General features: G+C 64.4%; 21 protein-coding genes and 1 pseudogene. 19 read left to right on the top strand and 3 right to left on the bottom strand.

What is annotated here, in order from left to right:
• From nuoF to aac(6'), 15 genes and pseudogenes are all read left to right on the top strand, one after another.
• Entirely contained in the window at positions 1 to 1,299 is a 1,299-nt protein-coding gene (gene nuoF / locus WFP78_RS07260; RefSeq protein WP_336960225.1) for an NADH-quinone oxidoreductase subunit NuoF, read from the top strand.
• Positions 1,300 to 1,352: 53 nt separating this feature from the next.
• Positions 1,353 to 1,988, top strand: a complete 636-nt coding sequence (locus WFP78_RS07255) for a hypothetical protein (protein ID WP_336960224.1) — start codon at positions 1,353 to 1,355, stop codon at positions 1,986 to 1,988.
• Between the two features lies 1 nt (position 1,989).
• On the top strand, positions 1,990 to 3,996 hold the full coding sequence (nuoG, locus tag WFP78_RS07250) for an NADH-quinone oxidoreductase subunit NuoG (RefSeq protein ID WP_336960223.1): 2,007 nt from the start codon (positions 1,990 to 1,992) through the stop codon (positions 3,994 to 3,996).
• On the top strand, positions 3,993 to 5,042 hold the full coding sequence (gene nuoH, locus WFP78_RS07245; protein ID WP_336960222.1) for an NADH-quinone oxidoreductase subunit NuoH: 1,050 nt from the start codon (positions 3,993 to 3,995) through the stop codon (positions 5,040 to 5,042). The genes nuoG and nuoH overlap by 4 nt, the downstream gene beginning before the upstream one ends.
• Positions 5,039 to 5,524 (top strand): NADH-quinone oxidoreductase subunit NuoI, encoded by a 486-nt coding sequence (gene nuoI / locus WFP78_RS07240; protein ID WP_212607869.1) that lies wholly within the window; start codon positions 5,039 to 5,041, stop codon positions 5,522 to 5,524. Before nuoH ends, nuoI begins: the two co-directional genes overlap by 4 nt.
• Before the next feature lie 31 nt (positions 5,525 to 5,555).
• Positions 5,556 to 6,167, top strand: coding sequence for an NADH-quinone oxidoreductase subunit J (locus WFP78_RS07235; protein ID WP_336960219.1), 612 nt, complete (start codon positions 5,556 to 5,558; stop codon positions 6,165 to 6,167).
• Entirely contained in the window at positions 6,164 to 6,469 is a 306-nt protein-coding gene (gene nuoK / locus WFP78_RS07230; RefSeq protein ID WP_037463269.1) for an NADH-quinone oxidoreductase subunit NuoK, read from the top strand. Before WFP78_RS07235 ends, nuoK begins: the two co-directional genes overlap by 4 nt.
• Positions 6,470 to 6,479: 10 nt before the next feature.
• Positions 6,480 to 8,549: an NADH-quinone oxidoreductase subunit L gene (gene nuoL / locus WFP78_RS07225; RefSeq protein WP_336960214.1), complete on the top strand. Its 2,070-nt coding sequence runs from the start codon at positions 6,480 to 6,482 to the stop codon at positions 8,547 to 8,549.
• A complete protein-coding gene (locus WFP78_RS07220) occupies positions 8,549 to 10,126 on the top strand; it encodes an NADH-quinone oxidoreductase subunit M (protein WP_336960212.1) in 1,578 nt (525 codons plus the stop codon). Before nuoL ends, WFP78_RS07220 begins: the two co-directional genes overlap by 1 nt.
• Complete coding sequence (gene nuoN, locus WFP78_RS07215) at positions 10,126 to 11,562, top strand: NADH-quinone oxidoreductase subunit NuoN (protein ID WP_336960211.1); 1,437 nt, start codon at positions 10,126 to 10,128, stop codon at positions 11,560 to 11,562. The genes WFP78_RS07220 and nuoN overlap by 1 nt, the downstream gene beginning before the upstream one ends.
• A 20-nt stretch (positions 11,563 to 11,582) precedes the next feature.
• Positions 11,583 to 12,281, top strand: a complete 699-nt coding sequence (locus tag WFP78_RS07210) for a biotin--[acetyl-CoA-carboxylase] ligase (protein WP_336960341.1) — start codon at positions 11,583 to 11,585, stop codon at positions 12,279 to 12,281.
• 18 nt (positions 12,282 to 12,299) lie between these two features.
• Complete coding sequence (locus tag WFP78_RS07205; protein ID WP_336960209.1) at positions 12,300 to 13,079, top strand: type III pantothenate kinase; 780 nt, start codon at positions 12,300 to 12,302, stop codon at positions 13,077 to 13,079.
• The gene (locus tag WFP78_RS07200; RefSeq protein WP_336960207.1) at positions 13,079 to 14,716 is read left to right on the top strand and encodes a ribonuclease J; all 1,638 of its coding nucleotides are present in this window, start codon (positions 13,079 to 13,081) and stop codon (positions 14,714 to 14,716) included. The genes WFP78_RS07205 and WFP78_RS07200 overlap by 1 nt, the downstream gene beginning before the upstream one ends.
• A gap of 10 nt (positions 14,717 to 14,726) precedes the next feature.
• Positions 14,727 to 14,996: a DUF1467 family protein gene (locus WFP78_RS07195; protein WP_336960205.1), complete on the top strand. Its 270-nt coding sequence runs from the start codon at positions 14,727 to 14,729 to the stop codon at positions 14,994 to 14,996.
• A gap of 9 nt (positions 14,997 to 15,005) precedes the next feature.
• Positions 15,006 to 15,456, top strand: a pseudogene (aac(6'), locus tag WFP78_RS07190) (aminoglycoside 6'-N-acetyltransferase).
• A gap of 136 nt (positions 15,457 to 15,592) precedes the next feature.
• On the opposite strand, the gene WFP78_RS07185 reads toward aac(6'), so the two are convergent.
• Entirely contained in the window at positions 15,593 to 17,917 is a 2,325-nt protein-coding gene (locus WFP78_RS07185; RefSeq protein ID WP_336960201.1) for a coiled-coil domain-containing protein, read from the bottom strand.
• Between the two features lie 82 nt (positions 17,918 to 17,999).
• Here WFP78_RS07185 and WFP78_RS07180 point away from each other — a divergent pair, with 82 nt between their 5' ends.
• The 4 genes from WFP78_RS07180 to WFP78_RS07165 all read left to right on the top strand — a co-directional run bounded on the left by WFP78_RS07180 (position 18,000) and on the right by WFP78_RS07165 (position 22,126).
• A complete protein-coding gene (locus tag WFP78_RS07180; protein ID WP_336960199.1) occupies positions 18,000 to 18,302 on the top strand; it encodes an Hpt domain-containing protein in 303 nt (100 codons plus the stop codon).
• Positions 18,303 to 18,413: 111 nt separating this feature from the next.
• Positions 18,414 to 19,628, top strand: coding sequence for a hypothetical protein (locus WFP78_RS07175; RefSeq protein WP_336960197.1), 1,215 nt, complete (start codon positions 18,414 to 18,416; stop codon positions 19,626 to 19,628).
• A gap of 30 nt (positions 19,629 to 19,658) precedes the next feature.
• A complete protein-coding gene (locus WFP78_RS07170) occupies positions 19,659 to 20,747 on the top strand; it encodes a DUF2336 domain-containing protein (protein ID WP_336960195.1) in 1,089 nt (362 codons plus the stop codon).
• Positions 20,744 to 22,126, top strand: a complete 1,383-nt coding sequence (locus WFP78_RS07165) for a sensor histidine kinase (RefSeq protein WP_336960193.1) — start codon at positions 20,744 to 20,746, stop codon at positions 22,124 to 22,126. Before WFP78_RS07170 ends, WFP78_RS07165 begins: the two co-directional genes overlap by 4 nt.
• 91 nt (positions 22,127 to 22,217) lie before the next feature.
• Here WFP78_RS07165 and WFP78_RS07160 read toward each other — a convergent pair whose 3' ends face one another.
• Together WFP78_RS07160 and gltX are read right to left on the bottom strand one after the other, a co-directional pair.
• Positions 22,218 to 23,504, bottom strand: a complete 1,287-nt coding sequence (locus WFP78_RS07160) for a citrate synthase (RefSeq protein WP_336960191.1) — start codon at positions 23,502 to 23,504, stop codon at positions 22,218 to 22,220.
• An 11-nt stretch (positions 23,505 to 23,515) separates the two neighbouring features.
• Positions 23,516 to 24,973 (bottom strand): glutamate--tRNA ligase, encoded by a 1,458-nt coding sequence (gene gltX / locus WFP78_RS07155; protein ID WP_419722929.1) that lies wholly within the window; start codon positions 24,971 to 24,973, stop codon positions 23,516 to 23,518.
• Between the last annotated feature and the right edge of the window lie 37 nt (positions 24,974 to 25,010).

Raw genomic sequence — 25,010 nt, 5'->3', positions numbered from 1 at the left:
ATGCTGGCTGATAAGGACCGCATCTTCACCAACGTCTATGGCTTCCAGGACTGGGGCATAGACGCCGCGATGAAGCGTGGCGACTGGGACAATACCAAGGCGCTGCTGGAACGCGGGCAGGACGCGATCATCGACGAGATGAAGGCTTCGGGCCTGCGCGGGCGCGGTGGTGCCGGCTTCCCGACCGGCATGAAGTGGAGCTTCATGCCCAAGGAAAGCAAGGACGGCCGCCCGAGCTTCCTCGTCATCAACGCCGACGAATCCGAGCCGGGTTCGTGCAAGGACCGCGAGATCATCCGCCACGATCCGCACAAGCTGATCGAGGGCGCGCTGGTCGCCGGCTTCGCGATGCGCGCGCGTGCCGCCTACATCTATATCCGCGGCGAGTTCATCTATGAGGCGAAAGTGCTCTTCGCCGCTGTCGAGCAGGCCTATGAAAAGGGCTTCCTGGGCAAGAACGCCTGCGGTTCGGGCTATGATTTCGACGTGTTTGTGCATCGCGGCGCGGGTGCCTATATCTGCGGCGAGGAAACCGCGCAGATCGAGAGCCTTGAAGGCAAGAAGGGCCAGCCGCGCCTGAAGCCGCCATTCCCCGCCGGTGCTGGCCTCTATGGCTGCCCGACGACCGTGAACAATGTGGAGAGCATCGCGGTCGCGCCGACGATCCTCCGCCGTGGCGCACCCTGGTTCAAGAGCTTCGGGCGGGAGAACAACGCCGGCACGAAGCTGTTCCAGATCAGCGGTCATGTGAACAAGCCCTGCGTTGTCGAAGAGTCCATGTCGATCCCGTTCAAGGAACTGATCGACAAGCATTGCGGCGGCATTCGCGGCGGCTGGGACAATCTGCTGGCGGTGATCCCCGGCGGTTCTTCGGTGCCGCTGGTGCCGGCCGCCCAGATCATGGACGCGCCGATGGATTTCGACGGCCTGCGTGCGCTCGGTTCCGGCCTCGGTACGGCGGCGGTCATCGTGATGGACAAGTCGACCGACATTGTCCGCGCCATTTCGCGCCTCAGCTATTTCTACAAGCATGAGAGCTGCGGCCAGTGCACCCCGTGCCGCGAGGGCACCGGCTGGATGTGGCGCGTGATGGAGCGGTTGCGCTCCGGCGAGGCCGACATCCGCGAGATCGACATGCTGCAGGAAGTGACCAAGCAGGTCGAAGGCCACACCATCTGCGCCCTGGGCGACGCGGCCGCATGGCCGATCCAGGGCCTCATCCGCCATTTCCGCCCGGAAATCGAACGGCGGATCAACGAACATAAGGGCGACGCCCCGATGATGGAGGCGGCGGAGTGAACAGGTCGCTTCTGCTCGCTTTTGTTATACCGTTGATAATGCCTGTGTCAGCGATGGCACAGACCGGCACGATATTGAAAGATTTGGCGGCCAAGATACCCGCTGACAGGACATTGAGCGATGCGGATCAACGTAAGCTGATGTATCAATTCGCGGAATGCACCGTTAAAAAGCGGCACGCTGGCGTCCAGCGTTATCTTGCTACTGCTCCGGGCTCTGTCGAATCCGAGAAGCTAGTAAACAAGCTTATATGGAGCGATTGTCTGATTGGCGGACAAATAAGTTTTGAAGAACCTCTGTATCGTGCAGCAGCTTATGATGTGATGTACCATGTCGATTTCGCGAAGACTGCTCCGATAGATTTTTCTGCCGTGCCCTCAATCAACTACATGTCGGTGGCAGAAGCGGACACTAATAGTGAAAAAGATGTCAATGCACCGCTACGGCAGTTGGCGGACTGCGCTGTCCGGCATGGCCCCGTGCAGGCTAGGCAACTAATTCTCTCGCCCATCGGCACTTCAGTGGAAACGGCTGCCTTTTCTGCGATGATGCCTTCGGTGTCCGCTTGCATGACAAGTGATGTAACGTTGAAATTTTCAAAGTTGACCCTGCGCGGCTTTGTCGGAGAGGCGCTATATCGCCTTTCGGCGCTGGCCAGCGGTCGGGCAAACGAAGCGAAGGGAGGCTGAGTTGCCCAAGCTAACCGTAGACGGCGTAGAACTGGAAGTCCCGGCGGGTGCGACCGTCCTGCAGGCGTGCGAGCTTGCGGGGAAGGAAATCCCGCGTTTCTGCTATCATGAGCGGCTGAGCATCGCGGGCAATTGCCGCATGTGCCTGGTCGAGGTGAAGCCCGGACCGCCCAAGCCGCAGGCAAGCTGCGCGCTGCCGGCCGCCGAGGGGCAGGAAATCCGCACCGACAGCCCGATGGTCAAGAAGGCGCGCGAAGGGGTGATGGAGTTCCTCCTCATCAACCATCCGCTCGATTGCCCGATCTGCGACCAGGGCGGCGAATGCGACCTGCAGGACCAGTCGGTTGCCTATGGCAAGGGCGCGAGCCGGTTCCACGAGAACAAGCGCGCCGTTACCGAGAAATATATGGGCCCCATCGTCAAGACGGTGATGACCCGCTGCATCCAGTGCACCCGCTGCGTGCGCTTCGCCGAGGAAGTTGCCGGCGTGGAGGAGATCGGCGCGATCTATCGCGGCGAGAACATGCAGATCACCACCTATCTGGAGCGTGCCGCCAAGAGCGAGCTTTCCGGCAATGTGGTCGATCTGTGCCCGGTCGGCGCGCTCACCAGCAAGCCCTATGCGTTCGAAGCGCGTCCCTGGGAGCTGAAGAAGACCTTCGCCATCGACGTGATGGACGCGGTCGGCACCAACATCCGCCTCGACAGTCGTGGCCGCCAGGTGCTGCGCTCGCTCCCGCGCGTCAACGACGACGTGAACGAGGAGTGGGCGTCGGACAAGACCCGCCATGCGGTGGACGGTCTGGTGCGCAAGCGGCTCGACAAGCCTTATGTCCGCAAGGACGGCAAGCTGGTGGAAGCGAGCTGGAACGAGGCCTTCGCGGCGATCGCGGCGGTCCAGCATGGCGGCAGCGTCGCGGCGATCGCCGGGGACCTGCTCGATTGCGAGACGATGTTCGCGGGCAAGCTGCTGGTCGAGAAGCTGGGCGGCACGATGCTGGAAGGGCGCCAGACGGGCCTTTCCTATGACGTGTCGAACATTGCCGCCGTCAATTTCAACACGACCCTGCCGGGCATCGAGACGGCGGATATCATCCTGCTGGTCAACAGCAACCTGCGCTGGGAAGCGCCGCTGGTGAACACGCGCGTCCGCAAGGCCGCGCGCAAGGGCGCCAAGGTGTTCGCGGTCGGGCCGGAAACGGACCTGACCTACAAGGTCGAATGGCTGGGCAACGACGCTTCGCTCGTCGCCAATCTGCCTGCGGCCGTGGTCGATGCGTTCAAGGGCGCGGCCCGCCCGGCGGTGATCGTCGGCGGCGGCGCGCTCGCCAAGGACGGCGCGCATGGCGACACGCTCGCGCTGGTCGATACGCTCGGCCTCGTGAAGGATGGCTGGAACGGCTATAATGTCCTGCACTTCGCGGCCGCGCGCATGGGCGGCCTGATGCTGGGCTATGCGACGCAGGGCGGTATCAAGGCGGTGGCCGCGGCCAAGCCCAAGCTGCTCTTCGCGCTGGGTGCCGACGAGGTCGACTATGCCGCCTTCGAAGACAGCTTCACCGTCTATATCGGCCATCATGGCGACAAGGGCGCTCATGCGGCCGATGTCATCCTGCCGGGCGCGAGCTATGCCGAAAAGGCCGGCACCTATGTCAATCTGGAAGGCCGGGTACAGCGCGGCGAGAAGGCCGTGTTCGCGCCGGGCGATGCCCGCGAGGACTGGTCGATCCTGCGTGCCCTGTCCGACGTGATGGGCGCCACCCTGCCGTTCGACAGTTTCGAAGCGCTGCGCGGCGAGATGGCGAAGGCCGTGCCAGCGCTCGGCCAGCTTGGCCTTGCCAGCTATGACTGGGCGCCGCCGAAGCTCCCGACCGGCGCGACCGGCGAGTTCGGTTCGCCGATCAAGGATTTCTACCTCACCAACGCCATCTGCCGGGCGAGCCCGACGATGCAGCGCTGCTCGGCCGAACTGGTCCATGGTGAAACGCTTGCGGAGGCCGCAGAGTGACGGCGCTTTTTCAATCCTGGGGCGCGCCGTTCGGGCTCGCATGGTTCCTCTCGACGATCATCGGCATATTGGTGATCGCGCTGCCGCTCATGCTGGCGGTCGCGATGATCATCTATGCCGACCGCAAGATCTGGGCGGCGATGGCGTTGCGTCGTGGTCCCAACGTCGTCGGCCCCTTCGGTCTGCTCCAGTCCTTCGCGGACGGCGCCAAGGTGTTCCTGCAGGAAACCATCATCCCTTCGGCCGCCAACCGGACCCTGTTCCTTATCGCGCCGATCATCACCTTCACCGTCGCACTGATGGCGTGGGCGGTGGTGCCCTTCGACGTGGGCGTGGTGCTGGCGGACATCAATGTCGGCCTGCTCTACATCCTGGCGATCAGTTCGCTGGGCGTTTACGGCGTGGTGCTGGCGGGCTGGGCGTCCAACTCCAAATATCCCTTCTATTCGGCGATCCGCGCATCGGCGCAGATGATCTCCTATGAAGTCTCGATCGGCTTCATCCTGATCACGGTCGTGCTGTGGGCCGGCAGCTTCAACATCTCGACCATCGTCGAGAGCCAGAAGGGCTATTACGGCTTCATCAACGGCAACGGCTTCAATCCGCTGCTCTTCCCGATGGCAATCATGTTCCTGATCTCGGCCATGGCGGAAACGGCGCGCGCGCCCTTCGACCTGACCGAAGCGGAAAGCGAGCTGGTCGCGGGCTATCAGACCGAATATTCGTCCATGGCCTTCGCGCTCTACTGGCTTGGCGAATATGCCAACGTCATCCTGATGTGCGCGCTGAACGCCATCCTGTTCTGGGGCGGCTACCTGCCGCCGTTCGACTGGGCGCCGCTCTATCTGGTGCCGGGCATCATCTGGCTGTTCGCCAAGATCCTGTTCTTCTTCTTCGTCTTCTCCTGGGTGAAGGCGACGGTGCCCCGCTACCGTTACGACCAGCTGATGCGGCTGGGCTGGAAGATCTTCCTGCCGACTTCGCTGCTGTTCGTGTTCCTGGTCTCGGGCTTCCTCATGCTGACGCGCTATGGAGGCGCACAATGAGCCTCGGATATTACGTCAAGTCTTTCACCCTCTGGGAGTTCGTGAAGGCGCACTGGCTGACCTTGAAGTATTTCTTCAAGCCCAAGGCGACGATCAACTACCCCTATGAGAAGAACCCGATTTCGCCGCGTTTCCGGGGCGAGCATGCGCTGCGCCGCTATCCCAATGGGGAAGAACGCTGCATCGCGTGCAAGCTGTGCGAGGCGGTGTGCCCGGCGCAGGCGATCACCATCGAGGCGCAGCCGCGCGACGATGGCAGCCGCCGCACCACGCGCTACGACATAGATATGACGAAGTGCATCTATTGCGGTTTCTGCCAGGAAGCCTGCCCGGTGGATGCGATCGTGGAAGGCCCCAATTTCGAATTCGCGACGGAAACGCGCGAGGAGCTGATCTACGACAAGTCGAAGCTGCTGGAAAATGGCGACAAGTGGGAGCGGGCGATTGCCGCGAACCTTGCCGCCGACGCACCCTATCGTTAAGCCGCCACCCGTTCGAGGGGGATAGTTACCTGTGATTCACGTCTTCGCCTTCTATCTCTTCGCTTGCGTGGTCATCGCGAGCGGTGCGATGACGATCCTGTCACGCAATCCGGTCTATTCGGTGCTGTGGCTGATCCTCGCCTTTTTCAACGCCGCGGGCCTGATGGTGCTGCTGGGCGCTGAATTCATCGCCATGCTGCTCATCATCGTCTATGTGGGTGCGGTCGCGGTGTTGTTCCTCTTCGTCGTGATGATGCTCGACATTGATTTTGCCGAGTTGCGCGCCGGTTTCGTGTCCTACCTGCCCTTTGGCGTGCTCATCGCGCTGGCATTGCTGGCCGAGATCGTGCTGGGCATCGGCATCTGGAAGGTCGGGCCGATCGAACTGGCGCAGCGCGCCGCGCCGGTGGCGAACGACGTGCCGAATATCGAGGCGATCGGGCGGCTGCTCTACACGCGCTACATCTTCCTGTTCGAAGCGGCGGGCATCGTGCTGCTGGTGGCGATGATCGGCGCGATCGTCCTGACGCACCGGGCACGCGGCGGCGTCCGCAGCCAGAATGTCGGCAGGCAGAACCGTCGTCGTCCGCAGGACGCCATCCGTAACGTCAATCAGCCCACGGGGCAGGGGGTGGAGCTGTGATCGGCCTTCAGCATTATCTGGTGGTCAGCGCGATCCTGTTCGTGATGGGGGTGCTCGGCATCTTCATCAATCGCAAGAATGTCATCATCATCCTGATGGCGATCGAACTGATCCTGTTGAGCGTGAACATCAACCTCGTCGCCTTCAGCGCCTTTCTGGGCGATCTGGTGGGGCAGGTGTTCAGCATGTTCGTGCTCACCGTCGCGGCGGGTGAAGCGGCCATAGGCCTTGCCATCCTCGTCATCTATTTCCGCGGTCGCGGCACCATCGCCGTCGATGATGTCAACCGGATGAAGGGCTGAGACCAGCGACATGATCCAGTATATCGTCCTTCTTCCGCTGCTTGCCGCCATCATTGCCGGTCTTGGCAACAAGGCCATCGGCAAGCTGCCGGCTAAGATCGTCACCACCGGCGCGCTGTTCCTGTCCTGCGCGATGAGCTGGCCGATCTTCCTCGCCTTCGTCTTCGGCCATGCCGAACCCTATGTGCAGCCGGCCTTCACCTGGATTCAGTCGGGCAGCTTCGACGCCCAATGGGCGCTGCGGGTCGACACGATGACGGCGGTGATGCTGGTCGTCGTCACCAGCGTCTCGGCGCTCGTCCATCTCTATAGCTGGGGTTATATGGATGAGGAGCCGGATCAGCCGCGCTTCTTCGCCTATCTCTCGCTCTTCACCTTCGCCATGCTGATGCTGGTGACGGCGAACAACCTGCTGCAGATGTTCTTCGGCTGGGAAGGCGTTGGCCTGGCATCCTACCTGCTGATCGGTTTCTGGTTCCGCAAGCCCAGCGCCAATGCCGCCGCGATCAAGGCTTTCGTGGTCAACCGCGTTGGCGACCTTGGCTTCATGCTCGGCATTTTCGGCACCTATCTGGTGTTCAACACCATTTCCATCCCGGAAATCCTGGCCGCCGCGCCCTCCATGGCCGGTTCGACCATCGGTTTCCTTGGGGCTCGCTTCGATACGATGACGGTGCTTTGCCTGCTGCTGTTCATCGGCGCCATGGGCAAGTCGGCGCAGCTCGGCCTCCACACCTGGCTGCCGGACGCGATGGAAGGCCCGACCCCCGTGTCGGCGCTGATCCATGCCGCGACCATGGTGACGGCCGGCGTGTTCATGGTGTGTCGCCTGTCGCCGATGTTCGAGACATCGCCGACGGCGCTGCATTTCGTGACCTTCATCGGTGCCGCGACCTGCCTGTTCGCCGCGACCGTGGGCACGGTGCAGACCGACATCAAGCGCGTGATCGCTTATTCGACCTGTTCGCAGCTGGGCTATATGTTCTTCGCGGCCGGGGTCGGCGCTTATGGCGCGGCGATGTTCCACCTGTTCACCCACGCCTTTTTCAAGGCGCTGCTGTTCCTGGGCGCCGGCTCGGTGATCCATGCGATGCATCATGAGCAGGACATGCGTTACTATGGCGGCCTGCGGAAGCAGATCCCGATCACCTTCTGGGCGATGACCGCGGGCACGCTGGCGATCACCGGCGTCGGTCTGCCGCTCACCAGCTTCGGTTTTGCCGGCTTCTTCTCGAAGGACGGCATCCTGGAAGCGGCCTATGCTTCGGGCGGCGGTGGCGTCGGCGCCTTCTATGTGGGCGTGTTCGCGGCGCTGTTGACGAGCTTCTACAGCTGGCGCCTGGTGTTCCTCACCTTCTTCGGCAAGCCGCGCTGGGCCGCTTCGGAGCATATCCAGCATGCGGTGCATGGCCATCATGAATCGCCGGACGAAGAAACGGTGCATGACGGCCACGCGCATGACCATGGCCACGACGATCATGCCCATGGCGATCATGGTCATGCCGCGACCGGCACGGCCGGCTATCATCCGCATGAAAGCCCGTGGGTCATGCTGATCCCGCTGATCGTGCTCAGCCTTGGCGCGGTATTCGCCGGCTTTGCCTTCCACGATCAGTTCATCGGGCCGGAAGGCGGCATCGAGTTCTGGAAGAGCGCGATCGCGTTCAACAGCCACCTGATGCATGCTTCGCACGAAGTGCCGCTGTGGGTGAAGTTCGCGCCGTTCACGGTGATGCTGACGGGCCTGCTGATCGCATGGCTCAGCTACATCAAGAACCCGCAATGGCCGGCGCAGTTCGTTGGGCAGTTCGGCGTTCTCTACCGTTTCCTGCTCAACAAATGGTATTTTGACGAGCTGTACGATGCGATCTTCGTGAAGCCTGCCTTTGCGATCGGCCGCTTCTTCTGGAAGTGGGGCGATGTGGGCTTCATCGACCGCTTCGGGCCGAACGGTCTTGCCGGGCTGGTTGTCCAGGGCGGCAAGCTCACCCGCAGGCTCCAGTCTGGCTATCTCTACACTTATGCGCTGGTGATGCTTCTTGGCCTCGCTGCGGCCGCAACCTGGGCGATGACACGATAATGGCGGGCTTTCCCATTCTTTCCCTGATGATGGCGGTGCCGATGGCTGGTGCCATCGCCTGCCTGTTCTCCGGCGCCAATACGGCCCGCTGGATCGCCCTGCTGGCGACCCTGGTGGATTTTGTCCTGGGCATCCTGCTCTGGGCGCAGTTCGATCAGTCGGGCGGCGCGGCGCAGTGGCAGTTCCAGGAATATGCGCCGATCTTCGGCCGTTTCGCCTGGGCGCTGGGGATCGACGGCATCGCGCTGATGCTGATCGTCCTCACCGTCTTCCTGATGCCGATCTGCATCGGCGCCAGCTGGCAGGCGATCCAGAAGCGCGTCGGCGAATATATGGCGGCCTTCCTGCTGATGGAGGTGCTGATGATCGGCGTCTTCACCGCACAGGACCTGTTCCTCTTCTACATCATGTTCGAAGCCGGCCTGATCCCGATGTACCTCATCATCGGCATCTGGGGTGGCGCCGACCGCATCTACGCTTCGTACAAATTCTTCCTCTACACGCTGCTCGGCTCCGTGTTGATGCTGATTGCGATGATGTGGATGGTGCATGAGGCAGGGACCACCGACATCCCGACGCTGATGGCCTATCATTTCGATCCCAGGGTACAGACATGGCTGTGGCTGGCCTTCTTCGCGAGCTTCGCGGTGAAGATGCCGATGTGGCCGGTCCACACCTGGCTGCCCGACGCGCACGTCCAGGCGCCGACGGCCGGTTCGGTCATCCTGGCGGGCGTGCTGCTGAAGATGGGTGGCTATGGCTTCATCCGTTTCTCGCTGCCGATGTTCCCGGAAGCCTCCGCGCAGTTCGCGCCGCTGGTCTTCGGCCTCTCGATGGTGGCGGTCGTCTACACCAGCCTCGTCGCGCTGGTGCAGCAGGACATGAAGAAGCTGATCGCCTATTCGTCGGTCGCCCATATGGGCATCGTGACGGTCGGCCTGTTCGCCTTCAACCGCTCCGGTATCGAAGGCGCGATGATGGTGATGCTGGGCCATGGCCTGGTCGCCGGCGCGCTGTTCCTCTGTGTCGGTATCATCTACGATCGCCTGCATACCCGCGAGATCAGCCGCTATGGCGGCCTGTCGATCAACATGCCCAAATATGCGGTGCTGTTCCTGCTGTTCACCATGGCGTCGATCGGCCTGCCGGGCACCAGCAACTTCGTTGGCGAATTCCTGGCCCTGATGGGCGTCTATCAGGCGTCGAGCTGGGTTGCGCTGGTCTCCACCACCGGCATCATCCTGGGCGCTGCCTATATGCTCTATCTCTATCGCCGGGTCTGCTATGGCGAGCAGGTGCATGCCGATGCCGCCGCGATGCCCGACCTGTCGGCGCGCGAAATGTGGCTGATGGCGCCGATTGCCGCCGTCGTGCTGTGGATGGGCGTCTATCCCGAAAGCTTCCTGGCGCCGATGCGCGCCGATGTGACCGCTCTCGAAGCACGCCTTGCCCCGGCCAAGCCCGCGGGCGACGCCGGGCTGACCGCCGGAAAGCCGGCACCCGCAGCCCAGCATGGCGAAGGCCATGGAGAGGCCGCCACCACCGAAACCCATGAAGCGTCGGGGGAGGCGCACTGATGTTTGATTTCGCTTCCCTCATGATGGTCATGCCCGAACTGGTGCTGACCGTTGCCGGTCTTGTCCTGATGCTGGTCGCGGCCTTTGGCGGCGATCGGAGCGCGCGCGTCGTCGGATGGCTCTCCGCCGCGGCGCTGCTGTCGGCGGGCCTCACGCTTCTGGGGCTTCCGGGCCATGGCGGCGACGCCTTCGATGGCCTGTACCGCGCGGATGCCTTTGCGGCCTTCGCCAAGGTGCTGATCTATCTGGCGGCCGGCGTCTCCATCCTGCTTGCGCCCCGCTGGTTCACGGTCGATGGGCAGATGCGCGCCGAATATCCGGTGCTGATCCTGTTCGCCTGTATCGGCATGGGCATGATGGTCTCCTCCGGCGACCTGATGACGCTTTATGTCGGCCTCGAAATGAACAGCCTTGCCGGCTATGTGCTGGCGAGCTTCATGCGGCAGGATGAGCGGTCATCCGAAGCGGGCCTCAAATATTTCGTGCTGGGTTCGCTCGCCAGCGGTATCCTGCTCTACGGCGTGTCGCTGCTCTACGGCTTCACCGGGACCACGGCCTATGACGGCATTGCGGTCGCCATTGGTGACGGCCTGTCGAAGGGCGAGCTGTTCGGCATGGTGTTCGTGCTGGCCGGCCTTGCCTTCAAGATCAGCGCCGTGCCGTTCCATATGTGGACGCCCGACGTCTATGAAGGCGCGCCGACGCCGGTCACGGCCTTCTTCGCCAGCGCGCCCAAGGTGGCGGCGATGGGCCTGACCATTCGCGTGGCGGTGGAAGCGCTTGGCCCCGGCGGCCTTGCCTGGCAGCAGATCGTGATCTTCGTGGCGCTGGCCTCGATCATCTTCGGCGCGGTGGCCGCCATCGGCCAGACGAACATCAAGCGCCTGCTTGCCTATTCGTCGATCAACAATGTCGGCTTCGCGCTGATCGGCCTTGCCGCCGGCACACCCGCCGGCGTCGCGGCGACGATGAGCTACATGGCGATCTATGTGCTGATGACGCTCGGCAGCTTTGCCTGCGTCCTCCAGATGCGCGATGCGGACGGCAAGCCGATCGAGACGATCGCCAGCCTTGCCGGCCTTTCCCAGTCGCGCAAGGGGCTGGCGGCGGCCTTCGCCATCTTCATGTTCAGCCTTGCGGGCATTCCGCCGCTCTTCGGCTTCTGGGCGAAGTTCCTGGTGTTCGATGCCGCCGTGGCGGCACATCTGACGGCGCTGGCGGCCATCGGTATCGCGGCTTCGGTGATCGGCGCCTTCTACTATCTCAAGATCATCAAGACGATGTATTTCGATGAGCCGGTGGCGCCATATGAAGCCAGGGGCGGATGGCTGGAGACGGGCGTCATGACCGTCTGTGCCGTGCTGATCGTGTTCGGTTATCTGCTGAACCCCATGCTCGACAAGGCGAGCGCGGCGGCGGCGGCGGCGCTGTTCTGATCGGCGCAGCGCTGACCGATATCCGCACCGTTGCGGAAACAGGATCGACCAACGCCGATCTGATCGCACTGGCGGCGGAGGGTGCAGCCGAAGGCTTCTGGCTGCGCGCCCTTCGCCAGACCGGCGGGCGCGGCCGGATGGGGCGGGCGTGGGAAAGCCCGCAGGGCAATCTCCACTGTTCCACGCTGGTGCGCCTTCGCGATGGCGATCCGCTGGCGCCGACGCTGGCGCTGGTGGCGGCCATTGCCGTCCATGCCGTGGTCGCGCCGCTCTGCACGGGGCAGGCGAAGATCAAATGGCCCAATGACATCATGGTCGGCGATGCCAAGCTGTCCGGCATGTTGCTGGAGCGCGCGGGCGATGCCGTGGTGATCGGCATCGGCATCAACGTCACCAGCGCGCCGTCGGGCCTCGATCGGCCGGTCACGTCGCTCTGGGCACAGGGCGGGGTGGATGCCGATGCGGCAGGGCTGGTGGCGCGATTGGCGGAGATCTTCGCCCATTGGCTGGGCATCTGGCGGGCGCAGGGGCTAGCGCCGGTGCGCGCGCACTGGCTGGCCAATGCGCACCCTGCCGGCACGCCGCTGCGCGTCCTGCTGCCCGACGGTGCGGCGATCGAGGGGCGCTTCGTGACGCTGGACGAGATGGGCGCGCTGATCCTCTGCTTGGCGAATGGGCAGAGCCATGCCATTCATGCCGGCGACGTCTTCCTGATCTGAACCAAGGGACCCAAGTCCATGCTGCTCGCTATCGATGCCGGCAACACCAATGTCGTTTTCGCGCTGGTCGAAGGCCGCGATATCCGTGCGCGCTGGCGGATCGCGACCGATCCGCGCCGCACGGCGGACGAATATGCGGTGTGGCTCAACCAGCTGCTGATGCTGGAAGGCTTTGCCCTGGCGGACATCAGCGCCGTCATCATCGCGACGGTGGTGCCGCGCGCGCTCCACAATCTTCAGGTGCTGGCGAGCAAATATTTCAAGGTCGAGCCGCTGATCGCCGGCCAGCCGCCGGTCGACTGGGGGATCGAGCTGGACGTGGCCGAGCCCGCCTCCGTCGGCGCCGATCGGGTTGTAAACGTCATTGCCGCCCACCATCTTTACAGCGGCGACCTGATCGTCATCGATTTCGGCACCGCCACGACCTATGATGTCGTCGATTATCAGGGCACCTATAAGGGCGGCATCATCGCACCGGGCATCAACCTGTCGCTGGACGCGCTGGTCGCGGCGGCGGCGAAACTGCCTAAGATCGCCATCACGGCGCCCGAAAGCCGCTCCGTCATCGGCCGGACGACGGAAGAACAGATGCATATCGGCGTCTTTTGGGGCTATGTGGCGATGATGGAAGGGCTGGTCGCCCGCATTCGCAGCCAGATCGGCCGCCCGGCCAAGGTTATCTCCACAGGCGGGCTCGCCGTCCTGTTCGATGAACATAGTGATATTTTCGATGCCATTGCGCCAGACCTGACCATTCAGGGTCTCGCGCTGTTGCACGAACGGAGTTTGAATAGATAATGACACCTGAAAATGAGCTGATTTTCCTGGCCCTTGGCGGGTCGGGCGAAATCGGCATGAACGTGAATCTTTATGGCACCCAGGGCAAATGGGTGATGGTCGATCTGGGCCTCACCTTTGCCGACCCGTCCTATCCGGGCGTGGAACTGATTTTGCCGGACCTCAGCTTTATCGAGGAGCGGCGCGACGACCTGCTGGGCATCGTGCTGACCCATGGGCATGAGGACCATATCGGCGCGATCCCCTATCTGGCGGCCGATCTTGGCGTGCCGCTTTATGCCACGCCGTTCACCGCCAGCCTGATCCGCGCAAAGCTGGACGAGGAGGGGTTGACCGACGAGGTCAAGCTCCATGTCATCGAGAATGAGGGCAGCTTTGCCCTTGGCCCCTTCGGCTTTCGTTATGTGCCGCTGGCGCATTCGATCCCCGAAGGGAACGCGCTGCTGATCGAGACGCCCTATGGCCGCATCTTCCACACCGGCGACTGGAAGCTGGACGAGCGGCCGCTGCTGGGCGTGCCTTCGACGCCCGAGCAGCTGTCTGCCATCGGCGACCAGGGCATTCTTGCGCTGGTGTGCGACAGCACCAACGTCTTCAATCCGCAGCCCAGCGGATCGGAAGGCGATGTCCGCGAAGGATTGATGGAGGTGATTGCCGGTGCGAAGGCGCGGGTGCTCGTCACCACCTTTGCCTCCAATGCGGCACGGCTGCAGACCCTGGGCGAAGTCGCGAATGCCACGGGGCGGGCGCTGTGCGTGGCCGGGCGATCGCTCGACCGGATCATCAGCACCGCGAAGGCCGCAGGCTATCTCAAGGACTTCCCGCCGATGGTCGAATGGGACGCGGCGATGGATCTGCCGCGCGACAAGGTCATGATCGTCGCCACGGGTGGGCAGGGGGAGGCGCGCGCGGCGCTTGCCCGCATCGCCTTCGATTCCCACCCGATCAAGCTGACGCAGGGCGACATGGTCGTCTTCTCCTCCAAGCAGATTCCCGGCAACGAGATCGCCATCGGCCGTATCCAGAACCGCCTGGCCGCCGACGGCATCGTGATGGTGACGGATCGCCAGGCCGAAGTGCATGTGTCCGGTCATCCGGGCCGGCCGGAGCTGGAAGCGATGTATGGCTGGATCAGGCCGGACATCCTGCTGCCCGTCCATGGCGAGATGCGTCACATGGCCGAGCAGGCGCGGCTGGGCATCACGTCCGGCATCCGCCATGCGGTGGTACAGGGCAATGGCGACGTGCTGCGGCTGGCGCCCGGCGTGCCGGAGATCATCGGGCGTGAGACCGCCGGCCGGCTGGTGCTGGACGGCGACGTCATCCTGCCTGCCGACGGTACGACGATGAACGAGCGGCGCAAGATCGCCCTGCACGGCCAGATCAGCGTCGCTATCGCGCTGGACCGCAAGGGCGGGCTGATCGGCAAGCCGGTGCTGCGGGTGCAGGGCGTGCCGGTGGAGGAAGATCGCGATAGCTTCCTTGAAGAAGCCGCGGAAGAGGCTGCCGCCGTGATCAACAAGGGATCGCGGGAGACAGAAGCGCTGCGTGAGCGCCTGCGGCTGGCCGTGCGCCGTACCGCCACGCGCTGGACCGGCAAGAAGCCGGTGGTCGACGTGCTGATCGTGAACGCGTAAAGAAACGGGCATGAACAGTTACGCCATCGTCGCCATCTATGTGCTGTTCTGGGTGATCAGCGCGTTCATCGTGCTGCCTTTCGGTCTGCGCACGCCCGATGAAACCGGCGATCTGGTGTCGCGCGGTCATGCCGACAGTGCGCCGGTCAATTTCCGCCCCTGGATCGTCGTGCTGCGTGCGACGATCCTGTCGGCCCTGCTGTTCGGCGCCTATTATGCCAATTATGTCCATGGCTGGCTCACGGCCGAACAGATCGCATCCTATTTCCGCGTGACCTGACGCAGCGTCATGCCGGTCATCCTGCCAATGCCGGACCATCGCCTCGCCTGGGCGGACATGCGGCACGCACTTTGGCCGGAGGTTTCCCGCGGGGAACATCTGGCGGAGATTGACGACATGCTGGCCCGCATGGCCGATGGCGATGCGGCAATCATTGCCTTTATCGCCCTTTCCGCGGAAGGGCAGGCGGTGGGCTTTGCCGAGGCATCCCTCCGTCACGACTATGTGAACGGGTGCGACAGCAGCCCGGTCGCTTTTCTGGAGGGCATCCATGTCCGGCCCGGATTTCGCCGGCTAGGCATGGCCCGGGCCCTGATCGCGGCCGTTGAAGCGTGGGGACGGGCGCTGGGCTGTATGGAACTGGGTTCCGATGCGGAGATCGCCAATCGCGACAGCCACGCCCTGCATGCGGCCCGAAGAGACCGAACGGGTCGTCTTCTTCCGCAAGCTGTTACGCTGACCGCAGGCGTGCCGGGAATGGCGGCCTGCTAAGCGCGCTGCGTTAAATCTGACGCAAGCCGCGCGCTCTAGGGTTTTGGTGTCGCATCGTTTTTTGCGGAAAACCGGCTCCCACTTTTCCGCACGATGCTCCAGGATTACTGCCGCAGCCGCTCGATCGCCTGCGCCAGCGCGACATAGAGCTTGCCCATGTCGGACGACAGGATGGTGACGGCCAGCGCGCTGCCATCCCGCGCGGACAGGATGATCCGCAGCATGCCCTCGAAATCATGGATGTAACGGTTCACATGATCGCGGAACTCGGGATCATTGTCATAATGCTGGGCGATTTCACGCGCTTCGCCGGCGTCCAGCAGCTTCACCGCGCGCCGGGTGAACACGCCGCGATCGCCCTTCAGATAAGCGGCCCAGCTTGAATCCGTCACTTCGTTGGACAGGATCTTGGCGACGTCTATTGCCGTGCTGTTGAGCGATTCGATCAGCATGGCGGAGCGGCGGGCGAAATTGTCCCGATCCCGGTCCTCGGCGGCACGCTCGGCCTGCGCGATGCGTTCCTCGATGGTGCTGCTGGTGTCCGCGATGGTCAGCAACTGCCGCATCAGGCGGTCGGATGCCAGATGCGCGGCCTTCACCGCCCGTTCGGCCACGTCGGCGACTTCGGCGATCTGGGCGGTCACGCGATCGCCGATGGCCTTTTGCATCGCCTCCTCGCTGGCTTCGCCCAGGGCCTGGGCGGCTTCCGGAATGGCGCGGGCGAGCGCCTGCCGGGCGCGTTCGGCGGCCTGGTCGGCGGTGTCCTTCACCCGCAGCAGCGCGGTGATGAGCAGCGGCCCCGCGCTTTCGGTGAGGCGGACGGCGCCTTCATCGGCGGTTTTCAGCGCATCCTGCAGCGCTTCCACCTGATCGCGATTGGCGATGAGGCCATGTTCGGTGCTTTCCAGCCATTCGGTGAGCTTGCGGCTCTGGCCGCGCAGCAGCTCCTCCACTTCCAGCGTGCGGCTGAGGATCGCGTCGGAAATCGCTTCCAGCTTCTCGATCTCGGGCGCGGCGGCGGAGAGCAGGAGGCGGGTGTCATTAACCCGGCTGTCCAGCCGGTTGAAGGCCAGCGGATAGGTCTCATCCATCTCCCGCACGCCCGAATCGATGGCGAGCAGCAGCGTTTCGGACCGGGCGATCAGCCGCTCCGCCGCATCGTTGCCGCTGTTGAGCGCGCCGTCCATCCGCTCGGCTTCGCGGGTCAGGCGGCCGAGCGCATCGGCCAGCCGGTCGTTCCGGGCAATGCCGTCACGCTCGATATTGGCGAAGCGGGTTTCCAGCGCTGTGAATTTCTCCACCAGACCCGTATTGAGCCCTTCGGCGAGCCGGTCCTGATCTTCGATCATCGCCCGCAATTCGTGCAGGCGGCTTTCGATTTCGCCCAGATGGTCGACATAGCGCTCGACCGTCTGGCTGCCGATCTGGCTGACCGCGCTCTGCGACTGTTCGATCAGGGTCGTGAGGTCGGTCGCCTGGCGCGAGAGCCCTTCGCTGCTCTGGCTCATCGCCGCGCGGGCGCGTTCCAGCGCATTGTCGATGCGGCTGGCTGCAAGGTCCGCCATGCCCGTCACTTCGTCGGAGGCGCTGCGGGTCGCATCCTGCAGCTGGATCAGCTGGCCGGCAAGGCTCTTCGTGGCGGACAATGTGCGCGACCGCGCGTCGTCGGAGAGTTCCGCGATGCTGTGCAGCCGGGCTTCCAGCGCGTCGATTCGCTCGGACAGGGCGTGGCCGCCATCCATCAGCTGGGCGGACATGCTGGCGGCGCGATCCTCCAGCTTCGGCATCAGGTCCGCGATGCTGTTGAATTCGCGGGCCAATCCTGCCGCAGACCGCTCGGTCGCGCCGGACTTTTCCTGTATCTCGGCGGAATGGGTCGCCAGAATCCGGGCCGAAGCCTCCAGATTGGCGCTGGTCGCCGCGCCATAGCTTTCCAGCAGCGCCGCCTGTTCCTGCATGTCCTGCCGCGCGGCCGAGAGTTTCGTGGCGATGAGGCCGAGGCGGAATTCAAGCGCTTCGCTTTCGCTGCGCAGGAGCTGGGCCGTGCGGGCGAAGCGGCTGGCTTCGCTGGCGCTGTTGCGCAGCAGCAGGAGATAGATGGTGCCCAGCAGGACAAGCGGCACGCATATGCCGGCGATGAGCATCGGCAGGCTGTCTATGGGAGGCAGGGGTGCGCCGCGTCCGAGCCGCAGCCAGAGGTTGAAACCCAGCCAAACAACGCCCGTCGCCACCAGCAGGGCGCGCGTCACCGCCGGCCAGCGTGCGACCGGTGCTTCGCCCTCGTCCCATTCAGGCAGCTGCAATTCCGACAATGATTCCTGCGGTCGATAGGCGTCGCCCAGCACAAGTTCGTCCTGCATGGTCACTGCCTGATCGGCCAATGGATCGGTGTCGCGCCTGAAGCCGACAATATTGTTCCCCCCGCTCATGCCCCAAGCTGTATCATGTTTTTGAAAGGCTGAAATATCCTTTTGCAACGAAACCTTAACCGATCGCGACATAGCGTGCCGTATGTCCTATGATCCGGGAGGTTTGGACGCGGCGCTGGCCGCGGCGGTGGGTGACGATGCTGCCCTTGTCGCGGATTTGCGCCTTGCGTTCCTGGAAAGCGCCGAACGGCAGGTCGATCTGCTCCAGCGGGCGCGTTGCGACGCCAACTGGCAGCTGGCGGCATGGCGGCTGAAGGGGCTGGCGGCAAGCTTCGGCATGTCGGGCCTGATGCTGCTGGCGGACGAGGCCGCCACCGCGGCGCCGGGCGATCCGCGTGTCGTGCGACGGCTCCAGGCCGCCCTTGCGGGATTTTCGCAGGGCTGATCGGCACGCGCGCCGCCATCTTGTCATGGCGCCGGGAAAAGCATCTCTTGCCAGCATGACGCGGTATTGCGATGAAGGCGCCGGTCAAAGAAAGCCGGGTCCACAACAACAATGCCATTTACGGCTATATTGAACGCCAGCCGCGCCGCCGGCGGGTCCAGCGGACTTCTGCGCGGGCAGTTGCATTTTGCCGGCCAGAGCCTGGTCGAATATCAGGCGCGTCAGGCCGCTGCCGCCGGTGCGGATACGGTGATGATCGTGGTGTCCGCCGTGACCCAGCCGATTTCGCGCGCCGTCGACAATCTGACGGCCGACGGCATCGCGGTGATGCTGATTCGGGACATGGTCAGCATCGTCCGAAGCGCGCCGCGCGACCGTGACCTGCTGCTCGTCGCCGATGGCGTGATCGTGCCCCAGCATCATTTCGAGGCGATGGCGCGGGAAACGGGCAACTGGCTGCTGGTGGCCAGGGATAGCCGGGCCAGCGAGCGCTTCGAGCGGATCGACGCGGCGCGGCGCTGGGCGGGCCTTGCGCGGATGACGCCCGACCTGCTCTTTTCCACGCTGGATATGATCGGCGACTGGGATCTGGAACTGACGCTGGTGCGCGCCGCCGTGCAGGCCGGGGCGCAATGTCGCGAAGTGCGCGACGACGATGTGCTGGAAGGGCGGATCGCGCTGATCGAAACCCAGCAGGAGGCCGACATCGCCGGCGCCGCGCTGCTTTCCACGCCTTCGCACCGGCCGGATATGACCGGGATCGTCGATGGCATCGTGATCGCGCCGGTGGCATCCTGGCTGTCCGGACTGATGCTGCGTGGGCAGGTGCCCGCGCTGCAGGTGCAGATCGGCGCGGCGACAATGGCGGCGATCGGCATTCTCGCCGCGCTCCTGTCATGGACGGTGATCGCCATTCCCGTGCTGCTCTTCGCGACCCTGTTCGCCCATAGCGGCGACCGGCTGATCCGGCTGGCGCGCCGCGACGGGCAGGACAGGGCGGCGATGTTGGCCGCGCCCGTGCTGGTGCTGGCGGGCATCGCCATGATCGGCCGGGCGATCGGGCGCGATGCGGAGGGGCTCTACCTGGCTCTGCTGCTGGGCGTCATTGCGATGGCGGGGTGGAAAGGGCGACTGCTCGCGGTGCCGCGCTGGGCGATATTCTCGCCCACGGCCGCCCTCCTCATCCTGTTTGCGGGCATTGTCATTGGCCAGGGGGCGTTTTCCCTGATGGTCGCCAACATCTATGCGATTGCGACCCTGGGCTTTGCGCTGGGCGGGGTTCAGCCGCGAAAACCCGACGGAAACGGAACATCACGGTTTAGCTGAAATTAACCGCATGCCCCTATCACCGGGAGCATGGCGGAACTGTCGTTCAGCAATGATGCGGGCATTCCCGACGGCCTGTGGTCGCCGGTCGCGCGGCCGTGCGGGCCGGTGGGTGCGGCCACCCGGCATATGCTTGACCTTGCCCGCTTTTTCCCGGTCGATGGGTTGCATTGGTCCGACATGCTGGTCAGCGAAACCCGCAGGCATCTGGCGGGATGTACCAATGCGGTAGAAACCGCGCTGGTCATGGACCTGGATGCCGCCATCGCCGGCGCGCTGCCGGGGGGTGGCGATCGAATCGCCTGGTCCACGCTTCAAACCCGCCCGCAAGTGATCGGCGCGTCGCTGCTCTCCCACATGCGCCTTCGCGCGGGGGTGGGATTGCTGATGCGCGGCGCATTGGAGGCGCGGGGCGAGGCGGTGGCGCCCGCCGGCGAGGATAGTGGCTGGCTGATCGACGATGCGGACGCCGTGGTCGCGCAGGCGGCCGTCGCGCTTGCGCTTGCGGAGGGGCGATGGTCGGTGATTGGCGGCGAAGACATGCCGATGCGTCCCGACCTGCCCGCCGAATATTTTGCCGAACTGGTGTGGATGGTGGCGGCGGTGCTGGGCACAGCGCTTGCCCGCGCCGGTGTGCTCGACCGGGAAAGGGCGATGGAGGCGGTCGATGCCGCCGCCCTGCGCCTGCTTGCCCGGCATGATGAACAGGCGGGCGCGCTCGCCCATGCCGTCGCTCTGGCGCGGCTGTTGCGCGATCGCCCGGACCATGCCGAACATCTGGGCCGTGCGCTGGCGCAGGGCCGCATCCTGCTGTTCGCCGCGCTCGCGGCCGATCGCGCGCGGATCAGGATGGAGGCCGTGCTGGATGCGCTGATCCAGCAGCCGCTCGCCGTGCTGGCCGGGCTGTGCCATGTCCTGGGCGGATCATCCACGGATTTTCGCCACCTGCTGCTGCGGCTGATGCCGGTGCGCGGACTGGATGACAGCGCGCTGGTGATCGCCGGTGCCCGGTTCGAGGCGCTGACGGCCGACGAGGCGAAGGCGGCGATCGTCCCGCTGCGCCGGCCGGAGGCGCTGCGGGGCCCCCTGGCCATGCTGGGCGAGGACGAGGAGCGTTGAGCGCGACCACGCTGGATGATGCGCGCATCGTGCGTGCGGCGCTGGACCGTGACGGGATCGTCCGATCGGCCGACCCGCCGTTGCTCGCGCTGCAGATGCAGGCGGGCGGCGGGCTGGACATGCCGCTGCTGGTGCCGCAGCTTGCCGCTTTGGCGCGGCTGGCCGGGCGTCTCAACGTCCTGATATCGCGGCCGGCCGTGGCGGGCGGGGCCCATGCGGACATCGACATGTGGGTGCATGTGCGGCCGCATGAGGCGGGCATCGAGCTTTCGATCACCGACTGGCGGGAACGGCCGGTTGCGCGGCCGTCCGGCGAGTCGATGACGCTGGAGGCGGCGACGCTGGCCGATGGCGGATGGACATGGCGGGTGGATACGCGGATGCGGTTCATCTCCGCCGATGCGCAGGATCGCCTGGACATGCCCCTGCCGGCGGCGGGCATGCCGTTGACCGGCTGGTTCCAGCTCTTGCCCGATGCCGGAGGCGTTACCGGCCTGTTGCAGGCCCTGGCCGAGCGGCGGGCTTTTTCCGGCCAGCGGGCCTTGCTCCTGGCGCCGTCCCAGGCGCTATATCGGCTGGATGGCGCGCCGATGTTCGACATGACCGGCCGGTTGATCGGCTATCGCGGCGTGGCCGTGCCCGAGCCGGTCGATGAAGCGATGTCTTCGTTCGTGCGCGAACAGGACATCATGCCACCGTCGGCGTCCTCGTTGTTCGGACGCCGGCTCGACCGTGCGCTCAAGCAGCCGCTGGGCCGGATCATCGCCAATGCCGAGACGATCAGCGGTCAGCTGGAAGGGCCGCTGCGGCAGGATTATGCCGCTTATGCCGCCGACATCGCGGCTGCCGGGCGGCATCTGCTGGAACTGGTCGACGATCTCGCCGACCTGCAGGCTGTCGAGCGGGCGGATTTCACGACGATCGAGGAGGATGTCGATCTGGCCGACGTGGCCCGCCGCGCGGCGGGTCTGCTGGGCATGCGGGCAAGGGAGCGGCGGATCGAGATCGTGCCGCCCCAGCCCTCCGAAGCGCTGGTCGTGCGTGCCGAATTTCGTCGCGTGCTGCAGATTCTCGTCAACCTGATCGGCAATGCCGTCCGCTATTCCCCCGAAGGATCGAGCATCTGGATAAGGGTGGATATGGAGGACGGCACGGGGCGCGTCGTGGTGGCCGATCAGGGGCGAGGCATCGCCGCCGAGGATCAGGACCGCATTTTCGACAAGTTCGAGCGGCTGGGGCGGGACGAAGCCGGTGGCAGTGGCCTTGGCCTTTATATTTCGCGGCGGCTGGCGCGGGCGATGCGCGGGGACATCGGCGTGGAGAGCGCGCCGGGCCAGGGCGCGCGTTTCACGCTTTCGCTGCCCATTGCATCATCCTGACACCTTGAGGCAAAAAAACGGGCGGCAAAGAAAAACGGCGCCCCCCTCGGGAGCGCCGTCTTTGCTTTTTCATGGCTGTCGCAGCGCGCGATCAGCGCTTGTCGACGGATACATAGTCCCGCATGCCATAGCCGGTGTAGAGCTGGCGCGGGCGGCCGATCTTCTGCGCGGGATCGGAGATCATTTCGTTCCACTGCGCCACCCAGCCGACAGTGCGGGCAAGGGCGAAGAGCACAGTGAACATCTCGGTCGGGAAGCCGATGGCCGAAAGGATGACACCCGAATAGAAGTCCACATTCGGATAGAGCTTCTTCTCGACGAAATAGGGATCGCTGAGCGCGATCTGTTCCAGTTCGCGGGCCACTTCCAGCACCGGATCGTCAATGCCCAGCTTGTCGAGCACTTCGGACGCGGCCTTCGAAAGCACCTTCGCGCGCGGGTCGAAATTCTTGTACACGCGATGGCCGAAACCCATCAGGCGGAACGGATCGTCCTTGTTCTTCGCGCGGGCGATATATTCGGGGATGCGATCCTTCGTGCCGATCTCCCGCAGCATGTTGAGCGCCGCTTCGTTCGCGCCGCCATGGGCGGGCCCCCACAGGCAGGCGATGCCGGCCGCGATGCAGGCGAACGGGTTGGCGCCCGACGAACCGGCAAGGCGCACGGTCGATGTCGATGCGTTCTGCTCATGGTCGGCATGGAGGATGAAGATCTTGTCCATCGCCGATTCGATCACCGGATCGACCTCATATTCCTCGGCAGGCACGCCGAAGGTCATGCGCAGGAAGTTGCCCGTGTAGGACAGGTCGTTGCGCGGATAGAGGAAGGGCTGGCCGACCGAATATTTATACGCCATCGCCGCGATCGTCGGCATCTTCGCGATCAGCCGGTGGCTGGCGATCTTGCGCTGCTCGGGATCGTTGATGTCGGTCGAGTCGTGGTAGAAGGACGAGAGCGCGCCGACCACGCCGCACATGATGGCCATCGGGTGCGCATCCCGGCGGAAGCCACGGTAGAAGGTCGACAGCTGCTCATGCACCATGGTGTGGCGCGAGATGGTGTAGCTGAAGTCCTCCAGGTCCTTCTTCGAAGGCAGCTCGCCGTTCAGAAGCAGGTAGGAGACTTCCATGAAGCTGGACTGTTCGGCCAGCTGATCGATGGGATAGCCGCGATGCAGCAGCACGCCCTGATCGCCGTCGATATAGGTGATGGCGGAGTCGCAGCTCGCGGTGGACGTAAAGCCGGGATCATAGGTGAACATGCCGGTTTCGGCATAGAGCTTGCGGATATCGATGACCTGCGGGCCAACCGTACCGTCCAGAATACCGTACTGGCTGCTGCCATCGGCGATGGTCAGCGAGGCTTTGTTATCCGCCATATTGTTCTCCTTTAAGCGCTCGGCCCTGCACGCCGGGCGTCCGACAGTCGTAATAAAGTTTCGTCTTTTCCGAGAAGGAAGAGGACATCGAAAATTCCCGGCGAGGTGGTACGCCCCGTCAATGCTGCACGAAGGGGCTGTGCTACCTTGCCAAGACCCAGTCCGGCATCCTCTGCTATCCTGCGTATTTTTTCTTCGATGCTTTCAGGCGTCCAGGTCTGGATGCCGGAGAGCGCGTCGATGGTTGTGCCGAGCAGGAGCTGCGCGTCCGCATCTAGCAGAGCCAGGGCCTTCTCGTCAAAATCAAGAGGACGATTCTTGAACAGGAAAAGCGCGCCGTCGGCCAACTCGTTGAGTGTCTTGGCGCGGGGCTTGAGCGAGGGCATGGCGGCGGCCAGCAGCGCGGTGTCCGCATCCGTCATGTCGCGCCCGATCAGGGCCGAAATGCGCGGTGCGACAAGGGCGGCAAGCCGGTCGTCCGATGCTTCGCGGATATAATGGGCGTTGAGGCTTTCCAGCTTCTTAAGGTCGAAGCGGGAAGGCGAACGGCCGACGCCGGCCAGGTCGAACAGCTCGACTGCGCGCGCGCGCGGGATGATCTCTTCGTCGCCATGGCCCCAGCCAAGGCGGAGCAGGTAATTGTCGACCGCTTCGGGCAGCATCCCCATTTCGTCGCGATAGGCGTCCACGCCCAGCGCGCCATGGCGCTTGGAGAGCTTGGCGCCATCGGCCCCGTGGATCAGCGGGATATGGGCATAGATCGGCTCGCGCCAGCCCATGGCGCGGATGATGCAAAGCTGGCGGAAGGCGTTGTTCAGATGATCGTCGCCACGGATGACATGGGTGACGCCCATGTCATTGTCGTCCACCACCACGGCCAGCATATAGGTGGGCGTGCCGTCGGAACGCAGCAGGATCATGTCGTCCAGCTCGGCATTCTGCACGACGACGCGGCCCTGCACGGCATCCTCGATCACTGTTTCGCCCGCGCGCGGGGCCTTCAGGCGCAGCACATAGGGCGCGCCCTCGGGGGCTTCGGTGTGGTCGCGGTCGCGCCAGCGGCCGTCATAGCGCATGGGCTGCCTGGCCGCGCGCTGCTGCTCGCGCAATTCGGCGAGTTCCTCCGGCGTGGCGTAGCAGCGATAGGCGTCGCCCTGCGCCAGCATCTGGTGCGCGACCTCGGCATGGCGCGCGGCGCGGGCGAACTGGAACACGGGTTCCTCGTCTCCCGACAGGCCCAGCCAGTTCAGGCCGTCGAAAATGGCGGCGATCGCTTCTTCGGTCGAGCGGGCGCGATCGGTGTCTTCGATGCGCAGCAGGAACTTGCCGCCATGGTGGCGCGCGAACAGCCAGTTGAACAGCGCGGTGCGGGCGCCGCCGATATGCAGGAATCCGGTTGGAGAAGGGGCGAAGCGCGTTACAACGGGGCTGTTGTCTGCGGTTGCGCTCACAATCGGATTCCTTGACATTCCTGCGGTGCGAGTCTTGCTCGCTCCTGTAAAACGG

The sequence above is a fragment of the Sphingobium aquiterrae genome (assembly GCF_037154135.1).
In the GTDB taxonomy this organism is placed as follows: Bacteria; Pseudomonadota; Alphaproteobacteria; order Sphingomonadales; family Sphingomonadaceae; genus Sphingobium; species Sphingobium aquiterrae.
This window is presented reverse-complemented; position numbering and strand designations above follow the sequence as displayed.